Raw genomic sequence first — 20,242 nt, forward strand, 5'->3', positions numbered from 1 at the left:
GAGGTAATGCACTGTGTGATTTAGGGCAATCGGAAGAAGCAATCACATCTTTTGACAGTGCCCTCAAAATTAAACCTGACTTTCACGGAGCTTGGTTCAACCGAGGTAATGCACTGTGTGATTTAGGGCAATCGGAAGAAGCAATCACATCTTTTGACAGTGCCCTCAAAATTAAACCTGACTTTCACGGAGCTTGGACTAATCGGGGTATAGCGCTGAGAAATTTAGGACAATTGGAAGAAGCGATCGCTTCTTACGACAATGCCCTCAAATTCCAACCTGACTTCCACTTAGCCTGGCTCAACCGGGGTTTGACGGCAGGGAATTCAGTTAGTTGTAATCAGTTATTGGCTTTCTCTAGTTCCATTGCTAAACAAAATCCGCAACTGAATCAGCGTGGCTATGAAGGGGAATTGGCAAGCTACAAGGAAGGGTTAAAGCATTGCCCCCAAGACACGCACCAAGAAGGTTGGGGAAAATTACATCAAACAATAGGTAATGCTCATTACTTCCAAGGGCGAGGAAATTCTAACGCCCGCTATTTTTGGGACAAAGCTATTACCAGCTACGAAAAGGCACTGCAAACTCTTACAGCAACAGATTTTCCTGAGTTACATCTAGAGATTCTGCGAGATTTAATTCGCGTTCAGTTAGATTTGAAGGAAACAGCCGAAGCAGCAGAACTCCAGCGACAAGGTACTGATTTATTGCGGCGCTTATTAAATGAATCAAATCGCTCTGATAAAAGTAAAAAACAACTAGCTCTGAAATTTGCCTGGCTTCAACAATTAACTGTTGATTTAGCTGTGCAGTCTGAAAAACTAATACAAGCTGTTGAATTAGCAGAACAGAGCAAAAATACCTGCTTGCGTTGGCTTTTGGATGAATGGAGTGATGAAATTTCCTCTCCCAGTTATTCAGAAATGCAACAACTGCTGAATCCCTCAACTGCTGTTGTTTATTGGCATCTCAGCCCTTACGCCCTACACACTTTCATCCTGAAACACAACGCACCATCACCCGTCATCCTCTCTACTCCCTCCTTTTCCAGCCAGAATGAAAATGCTCCTCCAACTCCCCCCTTTTTAAGCGGGACTGGGGGGGATCTCCGCTTACGTGATTTTGAAAGCTGGGTGAAAAACTGGAATCAACAATACACAAATTTTCGCAAAGGCAAAGATAAACTAGGTGAACAAGCAAGAACTTGGCGCGACAATTTGCCGGAAATGCTTCGCAACTTGAGTAATATCCTTGATATCAACGCTGTTGTTTCAGAAATACCAGAAATTACTCAGCTAATCCTCATTCCTCACCGCGATTTGCACCGCTTCCCTCTCCATGCACTATTTCCACCTGAATTCACCATCACCTATCTACCCAGCGCCAAAATAGGATTGATTCCCCAAACTCACCTTGATAACAGAGGCGATGAGCAGCACAATTTACTCAGCATCGAACATCCCAACAGCAAAGGTTATCCCCGTCTGGAGTTTGCCCAAATTGAATCAGAAGCCATCAGCCAGATGTTCCCCAAGCACACCCGCAAGCGTTCTGAGAAAGCGACAAAAGCAGCAATAATCAACGCTTTGCCCCAAGACTACAGTATTTTGCACTTTACAGGGCATGGCGAATATAATTTCCAAAATCCTGCATTATCTCACTTGGCGTTAGCGGGTGAAGATAAACTAACTCTCGCGGATATCCGCAATCTGAATTTGCAAAGCTACCAACTCGTCACTCTAGCAGCTTGCGAAACTGCGATTACAGGTAATCACACTATCACTACAGAATATGTGGGGCTTGTCAGTGGCTTTATGGGTTGCGGTGTGGCTCATGTTGTCAGTACCCTATGGACTGTAGAATCAGCCGCTAGCGCTTTGATAATGATTCAGTTTTACCAATTGCTGCAACAAGGACAATCAGAAGCAGTGGCTTTAGCTGAAGCTACCCAATGGCTGCGAAATGTCACAAATGCACAACTTGCAGAATGGTATGCAGCGAAAATTGCTAGATTACCCCAAGATGAAGGGATCATTCGGCCTTTTTTACAAGATCAGTTAGATGATATTAAGATCAGACAAACAACTGATCAACCCTATAGTCATCATTACCACTGGGCAGCTTTTACAATTATTGGAGTTTTTTGATCATGCAACCTTTAGAAGCCTATAATCTCAAAGCTTTTGTCTTTGCATTGTCTTACCTTGATGCACCATTACCAGAGGATGTGCAGACAGAGGTTAATCAAGTAAATATTCCCGATGACATTGGTAAACTGGATGCGATCGCACGCAATTATCCACCGTTAGTTCCACATTATCAAACTGCTCGCCAAAATTTAAAACAGGAAGCTGAAATCCGCAGTAAAGGGCCTTTACCCGCTAAAATTAATCAGGCTGCCGAACAGCAAAATACAGAAATTAACAATATTCTTGTTGCCATTGATGAACTAGATGATCAAAATTTAACTGAAATTGCTCAACCCATTCTCAATGCTTCTGATTCTGTAACTGTCGCTAAAGACACGTGGGCAAAAATTATTCTCTCTCTACAAAAGCCTATGCTATGAATCAACAGTATAATCTCATCTATCCAACTATTGATTTATTTGTCTATGATCTGCAACAAGGTTTAGGACAAACAGACGAGCAAGTTAACCAAAATCGTCATTATTTTTGGCGTAAAATTAAACCAGATTTAAATGAAGATTACGAGAAAGTTAAAGATGATGATTTGCTGAAACAACTCGCTACGTTAGAAAAAACCGAAGCAGATTACGTCGAATTATTCGTACCCGAAAAACCGGAAAATTTTCAGCCAGATTTAGCAGGTTATTATTACGCATTGCAACTAGGTGATACCTATACCCTGCAAGTAGATGGCGGTGTTACTGATCATCTCGAAAAACCTGTCAGCCGTTTTCAGGATATTAAACAAAACATAGAATCTCGTATCAATCATCAAAAAGGGAAAATTGGTCAAACTTGGTTTGTTTGGGGACAGTTGGAAAAAATTTATAACCCGGAAGAAATTAGAGCGATCGCTGAACAATGCTACACACAAATAAATCCCAATCAGGGTAAAATAGCTTTGCAAAGCCAGAGCAGTTTTTTAGGTGCATCTGCATTTGAAGTCTGGGAACAGCCCAGTGATTGGGCAAATGAACAGAACTTTAAAGATAGCTTGCATATATTAATATGTTTGTTTCCGCCACAGCAATCTCTCAAAAATATTACAGAAATTATCGCTAATATATATTTTGATTTAATCCGTCTGTTTTGCTATCGCCATAAAATCCTTTGGGCTTATCACCAAAGCCGCAAATTGAAAAGCCGAATCAAGAAAGATTTTAATGAAGTGCAAGAGACTGTCAAAAAAATCAGAGATTTAGGACAACAACTAAACAATGGTAGACTCAATCTTGAGGAATTACAAAAAACCCTAACTGATACGCTAACAATCTTATCGGAATACGCGATTAATTTAAGCTACCTAGATGACCAAGGACGCACAATCAAAGTTAATCTGAATAATTACAAAAAGCGGCTAGAGAAGATTTCACGAGAAAATAGCAACAGCCAACTACAATCTATGCAGCAATTTGGCGAATTTAGTGCTGATAAATATCTGCTGCAAATAGAAACAGATTACATCAACCTCAGCCCAGGCTTGACTCTGCTACAAAATTTAATCAGTACAATTCAAGGTACTATTGACATCTACCAAGCAAAAAGCGATCGCAACCTAGAAAACTTCATCGGTAGCGCAGGTATCGGATTAGCAACCAGCCAAATCGCATCTTCAGTGTTAGTTGCTCAATACCCACCTAATAGCAAAACACCATTTTTCCTCACAACAGCCTTTTTGTGGAGCGTTGTTGCTGGAGTCCTAACCAGTATAATAGCCTGGATATTCTTTAAAAAAATTCGCCGCTAATCACTCTTGCCTTTGCGTCCTTTGCGGTTCAATACCCTAACCATGTCCACCCAACCCACAATCCAAAGCATATACACCGATGGCGCTTGCACCGGGAACCCTGGCCCTGGCGGTTGGGGTGTTGTCGTCTACTTCAGCGATGGCTCAATCCACGAAATGGGCGATGCATCTGCTCATACCACTAATAATAAAATGGAAATGCAAGCTGCAATCGCCGCCCTACAATTCTTGCAAACATCTCAACAAGCCCAACCCATCACCCTTCATACCGATAGCGAATACCTGATTAACTGCGTTACCAAGTGGGTGAAAGGCTGGAAAAAGAAAGGCTGGAAAAAGTCAGATGGTAAACCCGTCCAAAACCAAGACCTTTTGGAAACTCTCGATGAACTTAATACCCAACAGGTAAAATGGCAACACGTCAGGGGACATTCTGGTAACATAGGTAACGAACGTTGTGATGCGATCGCTCGCACCTATGCCACTGGCAAAATCCCTTCGCTACAACAATTATCTCCCACAGATTTTTACAACTATTTAGCTGATTCCAGCGAAATAAATGTAGCAAAAGTAGCTGATTATGAAAAAAGCTCTCGAATAATTAACCAAAATACCCAACAAGTCAGTACTTCTGCACGAGAAATAACTGTTATGGAACCATCAACTGGGCTAGCTGCGGCTGCAACCGATGAAAAACCCTCAGAAATGAGGGTTTCGCAACTCCGCAGCTTGGTCGAAACTCTGCGTATCGCTGACGAAATTTCTGAAAAAGGCTACTTAATCACCAGTTCTGAGTTAGCAGACTTGATGGATGTCCACGCCAGTGCTGTCACCAGTCGGGGAGATGAATGGCGCTGGCGAAACTGGATAGTGTCACGGGTACGCCGTGAAGGAAATCAAATTCTTTGGGAATTGGAACGGGGGGATCAAATAGGAGGTGAAGAGGAATAGGGAGTTGAGAGTTAGGAGTGAGGAGTTGAAAATTCATAATTCATAACTCATAATTCATAACTCATAACTCATAACTGACCACTATATTTGCGTCCCCGCCACTCGCGCGGGGTACGGAATGCAGATAAGAAGATTCGCAGCACAGCTAGGGGATCAGCCAAAGGCGAAAGCCAAAACAACCAGCCGCCTTTTGCACTTTTGCGATCGTAGGAAGGTGCGATCGCTATGAGCATAGCAAAGCGAATTACCAGGAGAAATAAATTCAGTCCCAGCAGAAGAAGTGGGGGAGTGGGGGAATGGGGGAGTGGGGGAGAAATCAACAAAAAAGTCAGGACAATTAAAAGAGGTAGACCCTGAACAGATGTGAGTAGCCATAAATCTCCCCACAACTGCGAACGAGAAGTTGCATCTTTGAGGTCGAGACTCCGCCCCCATTCCTTCCACGTCTCCATCGCCCCTTCATACATCCGTACCTTCAGCACCTTTGCGCCATCTAAAAAGCCCACCTTATACCCTTGAGCAGCAATATTTCGTGCTAACGTGACATCATCACAAAAAGAACCACTCGCACTGCTATAGCCACCCACAGCAGCTAAAACGGAGCGACGACACAAAAAACACTGCCCATTTGCCATCACCCGTTCTGGCTGCTCTGTATTGATCCCAGTGGGGTCAAATCGGTAAAGCAGAGTCATCAACAAAGCCGGTTGTAGCCAGCACTCTCCTGGATATTTGAGGATGAACTGGGGTGAAAGGGAAACCAGATCATAGCCTTGTGCTTCGGCCGTCTTCACCAAACCAGCAACTAAACCAGGATGCGGTTGGATATCAGCATCCAGCCCCAGAAACCACTGACTAGCCTCTGAGCTATATAGAAAACCGTTATGCAACGCCCAAGGACGCCCCACCCAACCAGAGGGTAAGGGGTCATCTGTCATCAGGCGAAAACGTGGATCTTTCTGCTGTGTCGCTTTTACCAAGTCGGGGGTGCCATCACCAGACTTGCTGTCTACAACAATAATTTCCCGAACTTCGTAGCTTTGCTGACTTAAACCAGCTAACAGAGGGCCAATGCGAAGCGCCTCGTTCAATGTGGGAACGACGACACTAACCCTACCCAAAAGCTCCGGCGTCGGTTGTTGCGGTTCTATTGGGGGAAGGCGTCTTGGCCCCTTTAGCAGGCGCGAAAACAGAATCGCCGTTGCTGGTACTTGGATAAGTAGCAATAAAAGGGAGATGGCGCTTTCAATTATTAAAGCGTTGTCATTAGTCATTAGTCATTAGGCATAGGTCATGGGTCAAACAGGGCATGGGCCAAACAGGGCAATTCAATTTTGGATTTTGGATTTTAAATTTTGGATTAAATTTCAATCTAAAATCTAAAATCTAAAATCTAAAATTCTTGCTCCCCCACTCCCCACTCCCCAATTTCTAAACTTATTTCAAGGCAACTTCAACCTTTGCCACCGAGACTTCCTTGCTTGCTGGTTCAACAGTAACTTGAGTGGGTGTGGTTGAACTTCTTGACCACAGCGCCACGGCGGGAGTCACACCTAGCGATAAGCCGAGCAACACAGGGATGGAGAACCCAGCGGCCAAGCTTAGTCCGGCGGCGAAGGCAAAGTTAGTTAAATAAACGACTAAGGGTAGATTGAGTTGCGATCGCTCTAATTTAATCGAGGTATTTCTCCACAATAATCCTGCCACACTCATAAACAGGGCGCTAGTGCCAAACCAACCTGCATAGTTTTGGTAAGGTGTCCCAAAGAAAGCTCCTGGTTGTTCCCAATACCAAAAGGGCAGAGAAGATTGACTCATAGCTGGCTCAAGGGCAAAATCCCAGCAAGTGAAGAGTAAAGCACCAACGGCTATAGCAGCAATATGGCGTCCCCAACTGGGTTTTTGAGCCACTTTCAAACCAGTTCTCGCAATTAAATAAGACGACAGCCCAACATAGAACCAAGATAAAGGAATTGTGAAAGGAACTAGCCCTGCAATCTTATAACCCAAGCCACTCAAGTAGCTATAATCACCAAATGGAAAACCTGTGCTGGTTCCCAGTAGTTCGCTTCCCAAAGAGATAAACATAGCCGGCAGCATAAATGCTAGCCAAGTTCCTAATCCCAACGTCCGGTAGGCATAAATAGAGACAGCTATTGTCCCTAAGATGATATCAACTACACCGCCACCTGCCATACTTAACTGTACGGCAGTTTCTCCAACCTGCGATAAGTTGAAAATTATTTCGGCATTAGGTACGACCAGTAGCATCCCTACCAGTCCAAAGGCTTTTGACACGATATGACCAATGAGGCATACGCGTTCAGCGATAACAAGTTGTCTCATGATAATTCCTTAACAAGATGTGACACGCGGCTACTCGGCTGCTAACAGTTTACAAATGTTTAACAACATATTTAACTACTTTGTGCCGCAATTCTCTACAAACTTGTTTAGCTTTCTTGGGAAGAGCATAACAGCCTATTGATTGAAGCTATAAGAAATATGATGATAGATTTACTAGTCTAAGCTATATAGTCAAAATCTACATAATTTCATCTGCAAAAAATTCTGGTTTATTGTCCCACTGATACCCATATGATGAAAAACTCCTTCCATGCAGGGATCTCCTTGAGGGAGGAAAAGCATCGTAAGTGTGAAGAATGACACATTTATCCCGAAAAATTCCGCCAGGGGCTACGAGGTATACCGTAATCTAGAAGTTGTCGATGAATAACTTCTAACTTAATGACTAACAGACGCCAATTTTTAAAAGGGGTAGCAGCACTTTCTAGCTTATCTTTAGCTGGTTGTGGCTGGAGGCTGGCTGAAGTCCGTGCTAATTCTAATACGAATGGTCAACGTGACCAACTTTATATCTTTACCTGGACGCAATATACTGACAACCAATTACTAAAAACCTTTAGCACGCAAACTGGCATGAAAGTGCTAGCGGATGTCTATGATTCCAATGATGTCATGCTGGCTAAGTTGCAAGCTGGAGGCGGTGGCACTTACAGCATCATCTACCCATCTGATTACATGGTGCAGAAGATGGTAAACAAAGGTTTGTTAATAGAAATAAATCACGATCGCTTAATCGGTTTAGAGAATTTATTCCCCCGGTTTCAGAATCCTAGTTATGACCTCAATAACCGATATAGTATCCCTTTTAACTGGGGGACAACAGGTTTCATTTACAATTCCGAAAAAATCAAAGATGCACCACAAGACTGGGATTATCTTTGGCAAAACCAAGAGCAACTTAATCAGCAGATGACCTTGCTCAATGATGTTCGAGAAGTGATGGGTGCGACGTTACGGATGCTAGGTTATTCTTACAACTCCAAAAATGAACAAGAAATCAAACAAGCTTATGAAAAGTTGAAGGTGCTAAAACCTGCGATCGCCCGTTTCGACACCGACGCTTGGCAAAATCAAATTCTGGCAGGAGATTTACTATTAGCAATGTGTTATTCAGCAGATGCAGTTAAAATCTCTCAAGAAAACCCTAAACTAAAATATGTGATTCCTCGCAGCGGTTCTTCATTATGGACAGACACTATTGTAATTCCTAAAGCAGCCCCCAATTTAGCTGGAGCCTATGCTTGGATTAACATGATTCTGCAACCAGAATTAGCAGCCCAAATCAGTCAACGCCTGAGTATTTCTACGCCTAATAAGGCTGGATTTGAGCAATTGCCAAAAACAATCCAAAACAATGCTAATTTATTTCCCTCAGAGTCGCTTTTAGCAAATTGTGAACGTGTTACTCCGGTAGGAGAATTTGAAGAGGTTTACGATCGCTATTGGACTCAATTAACTAGCAGCTAAAATAGTTAGGAGTTAGGAATTAAGAGTTATAAGTGATGAATTTGGAAAAAAATGAGATTTCCCAAATAGAAGAATTGCATCGTTTGCGAGGAAATTGGCTGCAACCTTTGATATTACTTGCACCATCTGGGATTTGGTTATTACTTTTGTTGGTGCTGCCAAGTTTGATAATTTTCGAGTTAAGTTTGGTTGCAGACATCCGTCCGGGAGATTTGGTCAATCCCAACGGATTCAAAAACTACATTAGAATATTTGACCCCCTTTACCTACAAGTAATTGGGCGATCGCTATTTTTTGCGTTTGGCACTACAATAATTTGTTTAATTTTGGGCTTTCCCGTCGCCTATTGGATTGCTCAGATAGCGCCGCAGCGTTGGCGGAATTTGCTGCTATTAGGTTTTATATTACCTTTGTGGACTTCCTCGTTACTTCGCTCCTATGCTTGGATTACAATTCTTCGTCCTACTGGTTTATTGAACAGTTTACTCAGCAATTTAGGCTTGCCTACTTTGGAATTACTTAACCAAAGTCAAGCTGTATTTATTGGCATGAGTTACAGCTTGTTACCCTATATGGTTTTGATTTTATATGCTTCTCTCGAAAAGCTAGACAAGCGGTTGCTAGAAGCAGCGGCTGATTTAGGTGCAAATCCGGTGGAAACTTTTTCGCAAGTAACCGTACCGCAAATTTTGCCTGGAATTGCGGCTGCTTCTATGCTTGTATTCATCACAGGCTTGGGGGATTTTGTCGATCCAGAATTACTTGGTGGTGCTTCTAGTATGACGGCGGCGCGGTTAATTTATAACCAGTTTCTGGGAGCAACGCAAAATTGGGGATTTGGTTCGGCTTTGAGTATGACGTTAATTTTGCTTGTTAGTATTGCGATCGCGCTTTTGATTAAATTTGGTGAACCTGCACCTAAACGCTAAACTTTCCGTCACTCACTTATAATAAGGGCATCAAACGCCAGCGAGACAACGGTTATGCTCTCACCTGATCTCAAAAATGCGTTACCAACTACTGATGAACTTCCCTGTTCGGACGATACACCAGTGGATAACGAAGATCAAAACTTTTTGCCCAATATTTTACTCTTCCTACTCAACTCCATTTGGGCAAATCGCATGGATTGGTACTTCGGAGTAGATATGGGAGTATATCACACCACAGGAGTAAATCCTAGAGTACCTGTAGTGCCAGATGCTTTTTTAAGTGTGGGAGTGGAACGCAAAAAGGGTGGCAAATCACGCAAAAGTTACGCGGTTTGGGAAGAAAATTGGATAGTTCCAATATTCACATTAGAAATGGTATCCCACACCCCAGGAGGTGAATACGACGAGAAGCTAGATATATACAGAAAACTCGGTGTATTGTACTACGTAATTTATAACCCTGAGTTTTGGCGACGCGACCAACATCAACCCTTTGAAGTGTATAAGTTGATAGATGGAAACTACCAACTACAAATTGGTGAACCCTATTTTATGCCAGAGGTAGGGTTAGGAATTGGGCGACACCAAGCTGTAATTGCTGGGATACAACAGGAGTTTTTATGTTGGTATGATCAGCAAGGAAACCGCTATTTGACAGATGGAGAACAGGCACAACAAGAACGACAAAGGGCAGAACAAGAACGGCAAAGGGCTGAACAATTAGCGCAGTATTTACGTTCTCTAGGTGTAGATCCAAATAATCTACCTGGTAATTAAGGCGATCGCATTTCCAAAATTTTCAACAAATAATTACTAACTTGTAATAAAGCTTGCGCGTCTTGTAGAGAGCGTCATTAGTAATTACGAATTACGAATTGTTAATGATTTGTCACCATGAGTAAATGGTTTAAATCATCTGTATTACTGTTCATTAAACCCTGAATTGTAGAAATAAACTCATGCTCTAAATAAGGCTTGGTCAAGTAAGCCTTTGCACCCAATTCTTGGGCAAGCTGGCGGTGTTTTTCAGCACTGCGAGAAGTGAGAATCACTACAGGTATTTTTGCTAAATTGGGGTATTGACGGAAATTGCTCAACAACTCAAAACCATTCATTCGTGGCATCTCTAAATCAGAGATGACAACTTTAATTTCAGGATGTAACTGCAACTTTTCTAGAGCTTCTATACCATTTTGAGCTTGTATTACTTGATAACCAGCTTTTTGCAGAGTCAGAGAGAGAGTTTGGCGCAGACTAATTGCGTCATCTACTACTAAAACAACTTTTGATGATTTATTCTCTGGCTTTTGAGAATAAATGGGTTGGGTTTCTATAGTTGTTGTGGAAGCCGATGCAGTTTTTGGTGATTTATTATCTGGTTCTTGAGAATAACTGGGTTGGGTTTCTATAGTTGTTGTGGAAGTCGATGCAGTAAGTAATGGTGTAGATGAAAAAGTATGTCCTGATATCGGCAAGGCTTTTTTAGTTGACGAAGAAGCTATTGGTAGCGCCATGATATCAAATGTTGTTTGTTGGATCTCGCTAGACTTTATCAACAATAAAGCATCAATCACTAAGATGAGATTACCATTGGCTAAACTACTACAACCATAAATATATTTTGGCGGTGCGATCGCATTTCCTAAAGGTCTAATTACTAGTTCTTGTTCACCAATTATTTGGTCAACTTCTAAAGCAAATATTGCCTGATTTCGTCGTAGAAAAAGCACCGGATTTTTCGCTATACTTGGATCGTGAGTATTTGATGTGTTGTATGAAGTAGGACTATTAATGAATGAACCATTATAATCAATCAATTTTGAAAGTTGGCGAATGCTGACCATAGTCTCATCATTGTCAGTGTTCCAATGCAAGACTTTTTTACCTTCAATTTCTTTAATCTGTTGTTCAGAGGGAATCAATATTTTTTCAATACTGTCCAAAATAAGACCATAAACAACACCTTTGGCTTGAACTAGCATTAATTTTTCAGTAGTCATAGAAAAAGGTATTTTGAGTATGAAGATTGTTCCTTGGTTGGGGAAGGATTCAACTGAAATTGAGCCATTGAGTGCGTGCATCTGAGTCCGCACAATATCTAAACCCATACCGCGCCCAGAAATTTCGCTCACTTGATTAGCAGTAGAAAATCCCGGCGAAAATATCAAATCTAAAAGTTCAGAATCAGCCAGATTAGAAGCAGAGCTTCTAGTTTTTTCTCCAGTTTGTATGGGATGAAATTCAGCAGCTTTTCTGCGAATTCTGTCTAAATTCAATCCCTGACCATCATCCCGAACTTCGATAACAGTTTGGCTACCCTGATGATAGGCGCAGATTTCGATTAAACCTTGTTCTAGTTTACCAAGCTCTCGGCGAACTTGCGGAGTTTCAATCCCGTGGTCAAAAGCATTACGCACTAAGTGTAATAAGGGATCGTAGAGCTTTTCTGCGATCGCTTTATCCACTAGCACCGCAGTCCCAGTAAGTTTCAATTCTACAAGTTTGGCATAAACATTCCCCAACTTATTTACCATATGGGGGAAGCGATTCAGGATATTGCCCAAAGGCGACATTCGTGCTTCTACTAAGCTATCTATAATATTAAGAGTTAAATTCTCTTGTTTGTCACTAATTTGAGCTGCTTGCGTCACGAGCAAGTCAAGAGATTCTGTGGTTTCTTGGAGTTGCAGTATCTCTTCTATTGCTTCATGCAATGTCATATGGAATTCTGTATATACATCCATCTCTAAAGAGTCAAAATTCACTGCAAAATCTTGCGTTTGTTGTGAGGTAATATTTTGTATTTGTAATGGTAAATCACGTAATTCATTTAAAGTTGTTTGGTGTCTAGTGAGTTGCTGTTTTAATTGCTCAATTATTTCTTTAACTTGTTCATCTTGCAAACTCCGCCGTTTTTGGTAAATCAGCAATTCTCCTGCTAGATAATTGAGGTGTTGCAGTCTCTCTGTATCTACTCGAATAAATGAAGGTTGGCGCAAACTTTTAGTTTGAACATACGGTGATTTATCTTCTATTTCTTTATTGATTTGTGTAGCTAAATCAGGCATGACTTCAATAGCTGTTTCAGAAACTACCGGCTCACTGACAGTTAATAAATCAGGTTTTTCTGAAGAATCATCAATCTGGCTCGTCACCACTTCAGCAGGAAGATTTTCGCTAGCTTCTTCTCCCCATATTGCTTCTAGTAAGTTATCAGTTACTTGAGGAGATACAGATTTAGATATTTCTTTAAAAACTAATAGTGTTTGTAATTTGGGACTATCAAACCAATTTTTCTCTTTGCCAGTAACAGGAGGATAATTTTTATATTCTTGTGCTAATGTATAAATTTGCTTTTGTAATATTTTAATTACTAAGACGTAGCTGTCAGATGGGTTAATAGAATATTGAAATTTTGCAACTGCAAATAAGATAATTAAGATGATTCCACGTCGATAAATACAAAGACTTTGACTATCTCCTTCATCTTGGACAAAATCAATAAACTTTTTCAGCCAGGTTTCAATATAATTAAGTAGACTTATTCTTTCTAATGTGGGAACCAGTAAAGTCAAACTGAGTTCTGGCTCTGGTATTTCCATCTGGTGATTAAACCAGCCAAAAATGTAGCGAATTACTTTTAAATAAAACTTGGCAGTTGTTGGGTTGACAGGTTGGTTTTTATTGTTATCAGATGTAGTGATAAACTGGTAAAATTGTTCTTCATTAATGATAAATGCGCCAGGAGATGAATTATTTTGCAATTCTCCAGATGACTCATTATTTGTCACTGCTGTGAGTTTTCGCAAACCTGGAGAAGTTTTTCCACCAGATGTGCGATCGCCTTCTAATACTAATTTTTGTGCTTGTTGCAAATCTGCAAGAGCAATTTCTGCAATTTGCTGCACCTTGGTAGGATTTGCTTGCAGCGCTGACAGAATTGTTTGGGCAATTTCTCCCAATCCAGGTAAATTTAGAGATTCTGCCAAGCCGAAAAATACTTCAGCTTGAGATTGTAAAAACTCGATAAATTCGTCACTATTTGGTGGATTTTTAACAGCGTCAGCAATACTATTTAGACGTTGTTCTACTCCCACTTCAAAAACCGACTGCACAATATCAAATCCCAATTCTTCAGAAGTGGGAATATGAGACTCAGCACCAAAGGCATCACCCAGTTTTTCTTGCAACTGTGCAAACACTGAAGTTGCTCGATGCATCAGTTCTTCATCATTAACAGTGCTGCCTATTAGCTCGGTATTTAATGCTATGCTCAGACAGTCATAACCCTGTAACAAAAGTGTTTGTAATTCGCCATCAATTACCACTTTTGGATTATATAAAGCCTTAAATACATCTTCTAAAAAATGGGCTATCATCTTAATTAATTCTAGCCCAACATTAGCGGCTCCACCTTTAAGTGTATGAGTAGCCCGCATTAAATTGTGAACTTTGGCAATGCTATAACCTTCCGATAAGCTAAATAGTTCTTGTTCAATAATTTGGACTAATTCCGGGGCTTCAGCCAGAAAGTAGATGTATCCTTGTTCGCGAATTTCTTTATCTGTGATCATAAGTGGGGAGTGGGGAGTGGGGAGTGGGGAGTGGGGAGTGGGGAGTGGGGAATGGGGAATGGGGAGTGGCTTTTAAGGGTAGGTATTTAGGTTTGGGAGAAATAATTGAGAACATTCCCAATTATTGAAGCTAATTTTAAAGTTTCAGACAATCATTTTGGTTCTAAAACCCCAAAAATCGGTCTAATCTGAAAAACCTACTCCCTACTCCCCACTCCCTACTCCCTACTCCCCTTATTATCTAAAGAACGAATCAAAGCACGGAGTAGTCTTCCTACAGATTCACATTGCCTCAAAACTGGAGTGACTAGTTGAGTATCTATAAGTCCAACTTTGGCTCTAGCTGATAGTAACAAGTGAGTTTCTAGCTCTTTGAGAGAGCCTTGGGCTATTCGGAGAAATTTTATGTATTCCGGGCGATACTCTCGTCCATAGTCCTCAGCTATATTTGCTGGAACTGATGCAGCAGAGCGACGAATCTGTGAAGTCATTCCGTAAAGTTCGTATTTCGGGAATGCAATCGTTACCTGATAGCAAGCTTCAGCTAAATTCATGCCTTCTTGCCAAACTTTTAAATCTTGATAAGAGCAAATTTTAGAACCTGTCATTTCCCACTCCCCACTCCCCACTCCCCACTCCCTACTTAATTCAGTTGACTTTAAACTTACCAACAGTTGTTAATAAGTCTTTTGCCATTCCTGATAAATCTTGGAACACAGTAGCAATTTCTTGAGATTCAGCAAAAGTTTTATTAGCAATTCCTGCGACATCTTGCATTGATTTAGTTACTGTTACAGATTGCGCCATTTGTTTTTGAGTCGCTGCGGTAATTCGCTCGATTAGCTGACTAATTTCGGCAGTTGCAGAAACGATTGCATTTAAGTTTTGGCGAGTGTCATTGACAAGATTTGTGCCTTCTACCACCTGTTGAATACCAGTTTCCATCGCTACTGCAACTTCCCCGGTTTCTGCTTGAATCTCTTGGACTAATTTTTCTATTTCGATGCTGGCTGCTGCTGACTGGCGAGATAAAGAACGGACTTCATCGGCTACAACTGCAAAGCCTTTGCCATATTCACCGGCACGGGTGGCTTCAATGGCTGCATTCAGAGCCAATACGTTTGTCTGTGTGGCAAAATTACCAATCAAATTCACCACTTTCGAGATTTTTTGCGAAGATTCACTGAGGCGTTTAATCTTTTTGCTGGTTTGAGCAACGGTTTCACGAATTCCTTGGATGGCTTTGACAGTCAGGTTCATCGCAGTATCGCCAGACTCTACAGTTTGATTGGCTTGTTTTACTGCTAGTTGCACTAACTCAGCATTCGCCACCACAGCTTGAGTAGAGTCCACCATATGTTGAATTTCGCCTAAAGCTGCGGTAATTTCCTCAGACTGTTGTTGCGCCAGATTGGTCAATCCCGCTAGTGAAGCGTCGCTATTGCTAGAAGTTTGGGCAACTTGTTGAGCAGCCCCCTGTACCTGAATAACGATTTGTCGCAGTGCTTGCAGAGTACTATTATAAGCATCAGCGATCGTGCCTAGCTCGTCTTCTGTAATCGGTGCGCGTACTGTTAAGTCGCCGGTGAGAGCGGGTCTAAGGGCTATTAGGAGTTGAATAGACCGTTGTTGTAGTAATTCCTTGGCTGCCTTTTCCCGTGCTGCTGCTTTTGCTAATTTTGCTGACTGCGCTTGTACTTGTTGCAAATATTCAGTCTGTTGTAATGTCAGTCCTAATTGACTGCCAATGCGTGCTAACAAACTGACTTGGGATTCGTCCCAATCACGAGTTCCCGAATTTTGATAAGCTGCCAGCAAACCCCACAATTGTTCCCCAGCAAATATAGGAACAACTACATAAGCTTTGACTTCAAACTGTTCTAATATCTCAATATGGCAGGGTAAATGACCCATCTTATAGATATCTTTTACAACAAAGTTTTCACCTTGGGTATATCGGCCTCCCTGAGTTTCTTGTAAGTGGGTATCTTCCCACACAGTTTTGACATCGGGGCCTACCAGTTTTACCCAACCATGACCTACTGACTCAGACACAAATTCGCCACTCCAGTCAGGATTGAAGCGATAGACGGAGACGCGATCGCATCGCAATAATTGTCGCACTTCTTGAGTGGTTATCTTGAAAATATCTTCTACATCTAAAGATTGCCGGATGCGGTTGCTGATCTTTGTAACAGCTTTCTCTTGTTCCGCTAACTGAGCTAGTCTCTCAGATTTTACCCCAACTAATTCCAAATAGTCTATCTGTGATTTAGCTAGGCTAAATTGCAAGCTAGTCTGAACCAAAAAGTTAAGTTCCCAGCTTTGCCATTCACGGGTGCTGGAATTTTGATACGCTGCCAGCAAGCCCCACAATTTCTCCCCGAAGAATATAGGAACAATTATGTAAGCTTTGGCTTCAAACTGCTCTAAAATCTCAATGTGGCAGGGAGCAAGCCCTGCTTTATAGATGTCATGAACGATAAAGTTTTCACCTTTGACATACCTACCTCCCTGAGTTTCTTGCAAGTAGGTATCATCTAAAAAGGTTCTAAGATCAGGGCCTACCAGTTTTGTCCAAGCATTACCCACAGACTCAGACACAAATTCGCCACCCCAGTCGGGGTTAAAACGATAGACGGCGACGCGATCGCATTTTAGTGATTGACGCACTTCATGAGTGGTTGTTTTGAAGACACTATCTACATCTACAGATTGGCGGATGCGGTTGACTATCTTAGTGAAAGCTTTCTCTTGTTCCGCTACCTGAGCTAGTTGTGCAGATCTAACTCGCACTTGTTCAAGATATTCTGCCTGTGATACAGCTACACCAAATTGAGAGCCAATTTGAATCAAAAAGCTGACTTCCCAAGGTTGCCAATCACGAGATACAAAGTTTTGATAAATTGCTAATAATCCCCACAATTTTCCCCCAGCAAATACAGGTACAATCACATAAGCTCTAATTTCCAATTGCTCTAACATGTTAACATGGCAGGGAGAATGACCTACTTCATGGATGTCATTAGCGATAAAGCTTTCACCTTGGACATATCGACCCCCTTTATTTTCTTGGATGTAGGTATCTGCCCAGACAGTTTTAATATCAGGTCCTACCAGTTTGATCGAATTACTAACCACTGACTCAGCGACAAATTCACCACTCCAGTCGGGATTGAAGCGAAAAACTACAACGCGATCGCATTTTAGTAATTGCCGTACTTCTTGAGTGGTTATTTTGAAGACATTATCTACATCTAAGCTTTGTCGGATGCGATCGACTATCTTGGTTAAAGCTTTCTCTTGCTCAAGTATCTGAGCTAGTTGATCGGATTTCTTCTGCACTTCCTCGACATATTCTCTTTGTGATATGGCCACACCAAATTGCAAGCCAATCTGAGTTAAAAAGCTTTCTTCCCAAGATTGCCAATCACGCGGCCCAGAATTTTGATAAGCTCCCAGCAAGCCCCATAATTTCTCTCCACTGAATATTGGCGCAATGATGTAAGCCTTCATTTCAAACTGCTCTAAAATATCAATGTGACATTGAACATGACCCATTTGATAAATGTCGTTGACTACATAGGTTTCACCCTTGCCATAACGTCCTCCTTGAGTGTCTTGTAAGTAAGTATCTTCCCAGACCATGTTAAAATCAGGTCCGACCATTTTTTTCCAATTATTACCCACTGTCTCCGCGATAAACTCGCCACTCCAGTCAGGTTTGAAGCGATAAACAGCTACGCGATCGCATTTTAGTAATTGACGTACTTCTTGAGTGGTTGTTTGGAAAATCTTATCTACATTTGAGACTGATGTGTGGAGAATTTTATCGATGACTTTCGCTACTGATTTCTTTGCCTGTGCTTGATTTTGTAGTTCTTTGTGAAATTCAAAGCTCTGCAATCTGTAGACCAGTTCTGTTGTGATTTGAGATAGTAGACTAATTTCTACCTCTTGCCAGTGCCGCGTTGATTGGCAATTATTTACTGCCAGTAATCCCCATACTTTACCTCCCACTACAATCGGTAAACTCAAACTAGCTTTAATTTGAAATTTATCTAGCAGCTGCTTTTGATAAGGAGTAACTTGAATCTGATTGATATCGTTAATAACTACAGGTTCTACATAGTCTTTATTGCTATATAAACCAAAAAGAATTGCGGGAATATTTTCGCCTAAAGTCGGTGTCCAACCTAGTGTTCGGGATTCTGCTAAAACATTACCTGATTCTAGGGAAGTAAACCGATAAATTAAGGCGCGATCGCAGCCAATCTTGTCTCTAATTTGCGCTACAGTGATTTTGAGTAGTGTATCAAGGTCTGGCGCTTGGCGCATATAAGTTGTGATGTCTTGCAACTGTCGCCGCCAACTTTTAAATTCCTCGGCGATCGCATTTAATAAAGATATTTCATGACTGGCAATATTCGCTATATCTGGATCACCATTAATATTTTCTGTTTCCGAGATTATATTCTCATTTTCTTGGCTACTTTTATACAAAAATGTCATTTAATTAACCTCAACACTTGTGATTGGTAATATTTTGATATTCGGCAGGTAAGAATGATCTGGATATTTGGTTATTAAGGATTAGTCATTGTCAAAATACTATGCCTAATCACCCATTAGTAAATGCTCAATTATGAATCCCCCACATGGGAGCTTCGATAATCGTTATAGCATCCAAATTAAAAATCATCTCCTCCGAATCATTAATAAAGTATCCCTGTAAGAAAGGTGAGCTTTTAGGATAAAATAATTCAGTCGTTGCGGGTTTCATTTGTTTAGTATCCAGCCATTCAATATCGATAAGCTGTCGCACCAATAGCCCCAAATACTTACCCTTATTTTCCAGAACAATCCCCATCATTATTGAAAGTAAATTTGCTCCTTGCGAAATTGGAGGATAACCTAACATTGCCTCTAAATCTACTAACCAAAGCATCTCACCTCGCCAGTTATAAATACCCAAAACGCTACTGGGCATCTCAGGAACGCCACATATTTCTGGTAATGATACTTGCAAAACTTCTGTGATGTGTTGTAACGAAATTACGGCTGTATCCATTAATCCCAAATTAAAACTTAAAAACTTTTCCTTGGTTTCCAAAGTTATTGACCCTTTCTTCTTGATAATTTATCTTTAGCCACTATTTGTAGTTATTATTTAATTGAGAAATAGTGACTTTTCTTGACTGTTTCTTTATTACATTCTTACTTATTAATCAATTGGTTCAAAATTACCAATAATTCCTCTCGTTCAATCGGTTTTGATAGATAACCATCAGCGCCCAACATATTACCCCAAATTTTATCTACATCAGTATTTTTGGTAGAGCAAAAAACCACAGGTATTTTGCTAGTGTTGGGATTGCTTTTCAGTTCTCGGCAAATTTCAAAGCCACTTTTCCCCGGTAAAATTACGTCGAGTAATATTAGGTCTGGCTTATTTTTATCTATTTTGTCTTGAGCCTCTTCACTGCTTGTGGCGCTAATCACAGAATAACCTGCCTGTTGTAAGTAACGGCTGATTATTTCCATATCGGTTAAGCCATCTTCAACAACTAAAACAGTATTCATGGCAATTACTCGTTAAACCTTTCTCAGAATGTAAAGAAATTAGATATGCAAATCTTAAATGATTCCTCAACAAAGACATGGAAGGCACTAACCCCTTTGCCCTAACCACTATTTCACAACTCAAATAGGACTGGTATAAATACAAAAATTTGTATTTGTCTAATTTTGATTCAATCTTTACCTATCAACCTCAGCAAAAATACGTACTAAATATAACTTAATATAGGAATCATGAAGAGTGCTGAGTTCCGAGTTCCGAGTTCCCAGTGCTGAGTTAAAAGACCGCCCACAAGGGGCGGGGCTTTTACCATAGTGCAAAAGTACTGAGTACTCTTCTTACTCAGCATTCAGCACTCAGCATGGTAAATTGTTTTTGAAAAAATCTAAGTAGTCTTGTAGCGTGTGTTAGACGAGAGTACAGCACCATTCCAG

14 protein-coding genes are annotated in these 20,242 nt (G+C 41.0%); 7 read left to right on the forward strand and 7 right to left on the reverse strand.

Going from position 1 to position 20,242, the window contains the following annotated elements:
• From V7K30_RS23600 to rnhA, 4 genes are all read left to right on the forward strand, one after another.
• Positions 1-2,147, forward strand: a 2,147-nt coding sequence (locus V7K30_RS23600; RefSeq protein ID WP_335003421.1) for a CHAT domain-containing protein, incomplete at its 5' end; no start/stop codon positions are given.
• Between the two features lie 2 nt (positions 2,148-2,149).
• Positions 2,150-2,569: a hypothetical protein gene (locus V7K30_RS23605; RefSeq protein WP_335003423.1), complete on the forward strand. Its 420-nt coding sequence runs from the start codon at positions 2,150-2,152 to the stop codon at positions 2,567-2,569.
• The gene (locus tag V7K30_RS23610; protein ID WP_335003425.1) at positions 2,566-3,936 is read left to right on the forward strand and encodes a hypothetical protein; all 1,371 of its coding nucleotides are present in this window, start codon (positions 2,566-2,568) and stop codon (positions 3,934-3,936) included. The genes V7K30_RS23605 and V7K30_RS23610 overlap by 4 nt, the downstream gene beginning before the upstream one ends.
• 42 nt (positions 3,937-3,978) lie before the next feature.
• Entirely contained in the window at positions 3,979-4,887 is a 909-nt protein-coding gene (rnhA, locus tag V7K30_RS23615) for a ribonuclease HI (RefSeq protein ID WP_335003428.1), read from the forward strand.
• A gap of 68 nt (positions 4,888-4,955) precedes the next feature.
• On the opposite strand, the gene cruG is transcribed toward rnhA, so the two are convergent.
• Positions 4,956-6,161: a 2'-O-glycosyltransferase CruG gene (cruG, locus tag V7K30_RS23620; protein ID WP_335003430.1), complete on the reverse strand. Its 1,206-nt coding sequence runs from the start codon at positions 6,159-6,161 to the stop codon at positions 4,956-4,958.
• A gap of 163 nt (positions 6,162-6,324) precedes the next feature.
• On the reverse strand, positions 6,325-7,233 hold the full coding sequence (gene cruF, locus V7K30_RS23625) for a gamma-carotene 1'-hydroxylase CruF (RefSeq protein WP_335003432.1): 909 nt from the start codon (positions 7,231-7,233) through the stop codon (positions 6,325-6,327).
• A 402-nt stretch (positions 7,234-7,635) separates the two neighbouring features.
• Between cruF and V7K30_RS23630 the strand changes: the two genes are divergently transcribed.
• The 3 genes from V7K30_RS23630 to V7K30_RS23640 are packed head-to-tail and all read left to right on the forward strand — an operon-like array spanning position 7,636 to position 10,430.
• On the forward strand, positions 7,636-8,721 hold the full coding sequence (locus V7K30_RS23630; protein ID WP_335003433.1) for an ABC transporter substrate-binding protein: 1,086 nt from the start codon (positions 7,636-7,638) through the stop codon (positions 8,719-8,721).
• Between the two features lie 35 nt (positions 8,722-8,756).
• Positions 8,757-9,650, forward strand: a complete 894-nt coding sequence (locus V7K30_RS23635) for an ABC transporter permease (RefSeq protein ID WP_335003435.1) — start codon at positions 8,757-8,759, stop codon at positions 9,648-9,650.
• 54 nt (positions 9,651-9,704) lie between these two features.
• Positions 9,705-10,430 carry a Uma2 family endonuclease gene (locus tag V7K30_RS23640; protein WP_335003437.1) on the forward strand — a complete coding sequence of 242 codons (726 nt, stop codon included), beginning with the start codon at positions 9,705-9,707 and terminating at the stop codon, positions 10,428-10,430.
• Between the two features lie 101 nt (positions 10,431-10,531).
• On the opposite strand, the gene V7K30_RS23645 is transcribed toward V7K30_RS23640, so the two are convergent.
• From V7K30_RS23645 to V7K30_RS23665, 5 genes are all read right to left on the reverse strand, one after another.
• Complete coding sequence (locus tag V7K30_RS23645) at positions 10,532-14,227, reverse strand: hybrid sensor histidine kinase/response regulator (RefSeq protein WP_335003439.1); 3,696 nt, start codon at positions 14,225-14,227, stop codon at positions 10,532-10,534.
• 218 nt (positions 14,228-14,445) lie between these two features.
• Positions 14,446-14,835: a four helix bundle protein gene (locus V7K30_RS23650; RefSeq protein WP_335003443.1), complete on the reverse strand. Its 390-nt coding sequence runs from the start codon at positions 14,833-14,835 to the stop codon at positions 14,446-14,448.
• A 40-nt stretch (positions 14,836-14,875) separates the two neighbouring features.
• Positions 14,876-18,739, reverse strand: coding sequence for a GAF domain-containing protein (locus V7K30_RS23655; protein ID WP_335003445.1), 3,864 nt, complete (start codon positions 18,737-18,739; stop codon positions 14,876-14,878).
• A gap of 127 nt (positions 18,740-18,866) precedes the next feature.
• Positions 18,867-19,340: a chemotaxis protein CheW gene (locus tag V7K30_RS23660; RefSeq protein WP_335003447.1), complete on the reverse strand. Its 474-nt coding sequence runs from the start codon at positions 19,338-19,340 to the stop codon at positions 18,867-18,869.
• Positions 19,341-19,444: 104 nt separating this feature from the next.
• Positions 19,445-19,810, reverse strand: a complete 366-nt coding sequence (locus tag V7K30_RS23665) for a response regulator transcription factor (RefSeq protein ID WP_335003449.1) — start codon at positions 19,808-19,810, stop codon at positions 19,445-19,447.
• Positions 19,811-20,242: the final 432 nt, after the last annotated feature.

The sequence above is a fragment of the Nostoc sp. genome, from assembly GCF_036917655.1.
GTDB lineage: Bacteria > Cyanobacteriota > Cyanobacteriia > Cyanobacteriales > Nostocaceae > Nostoc.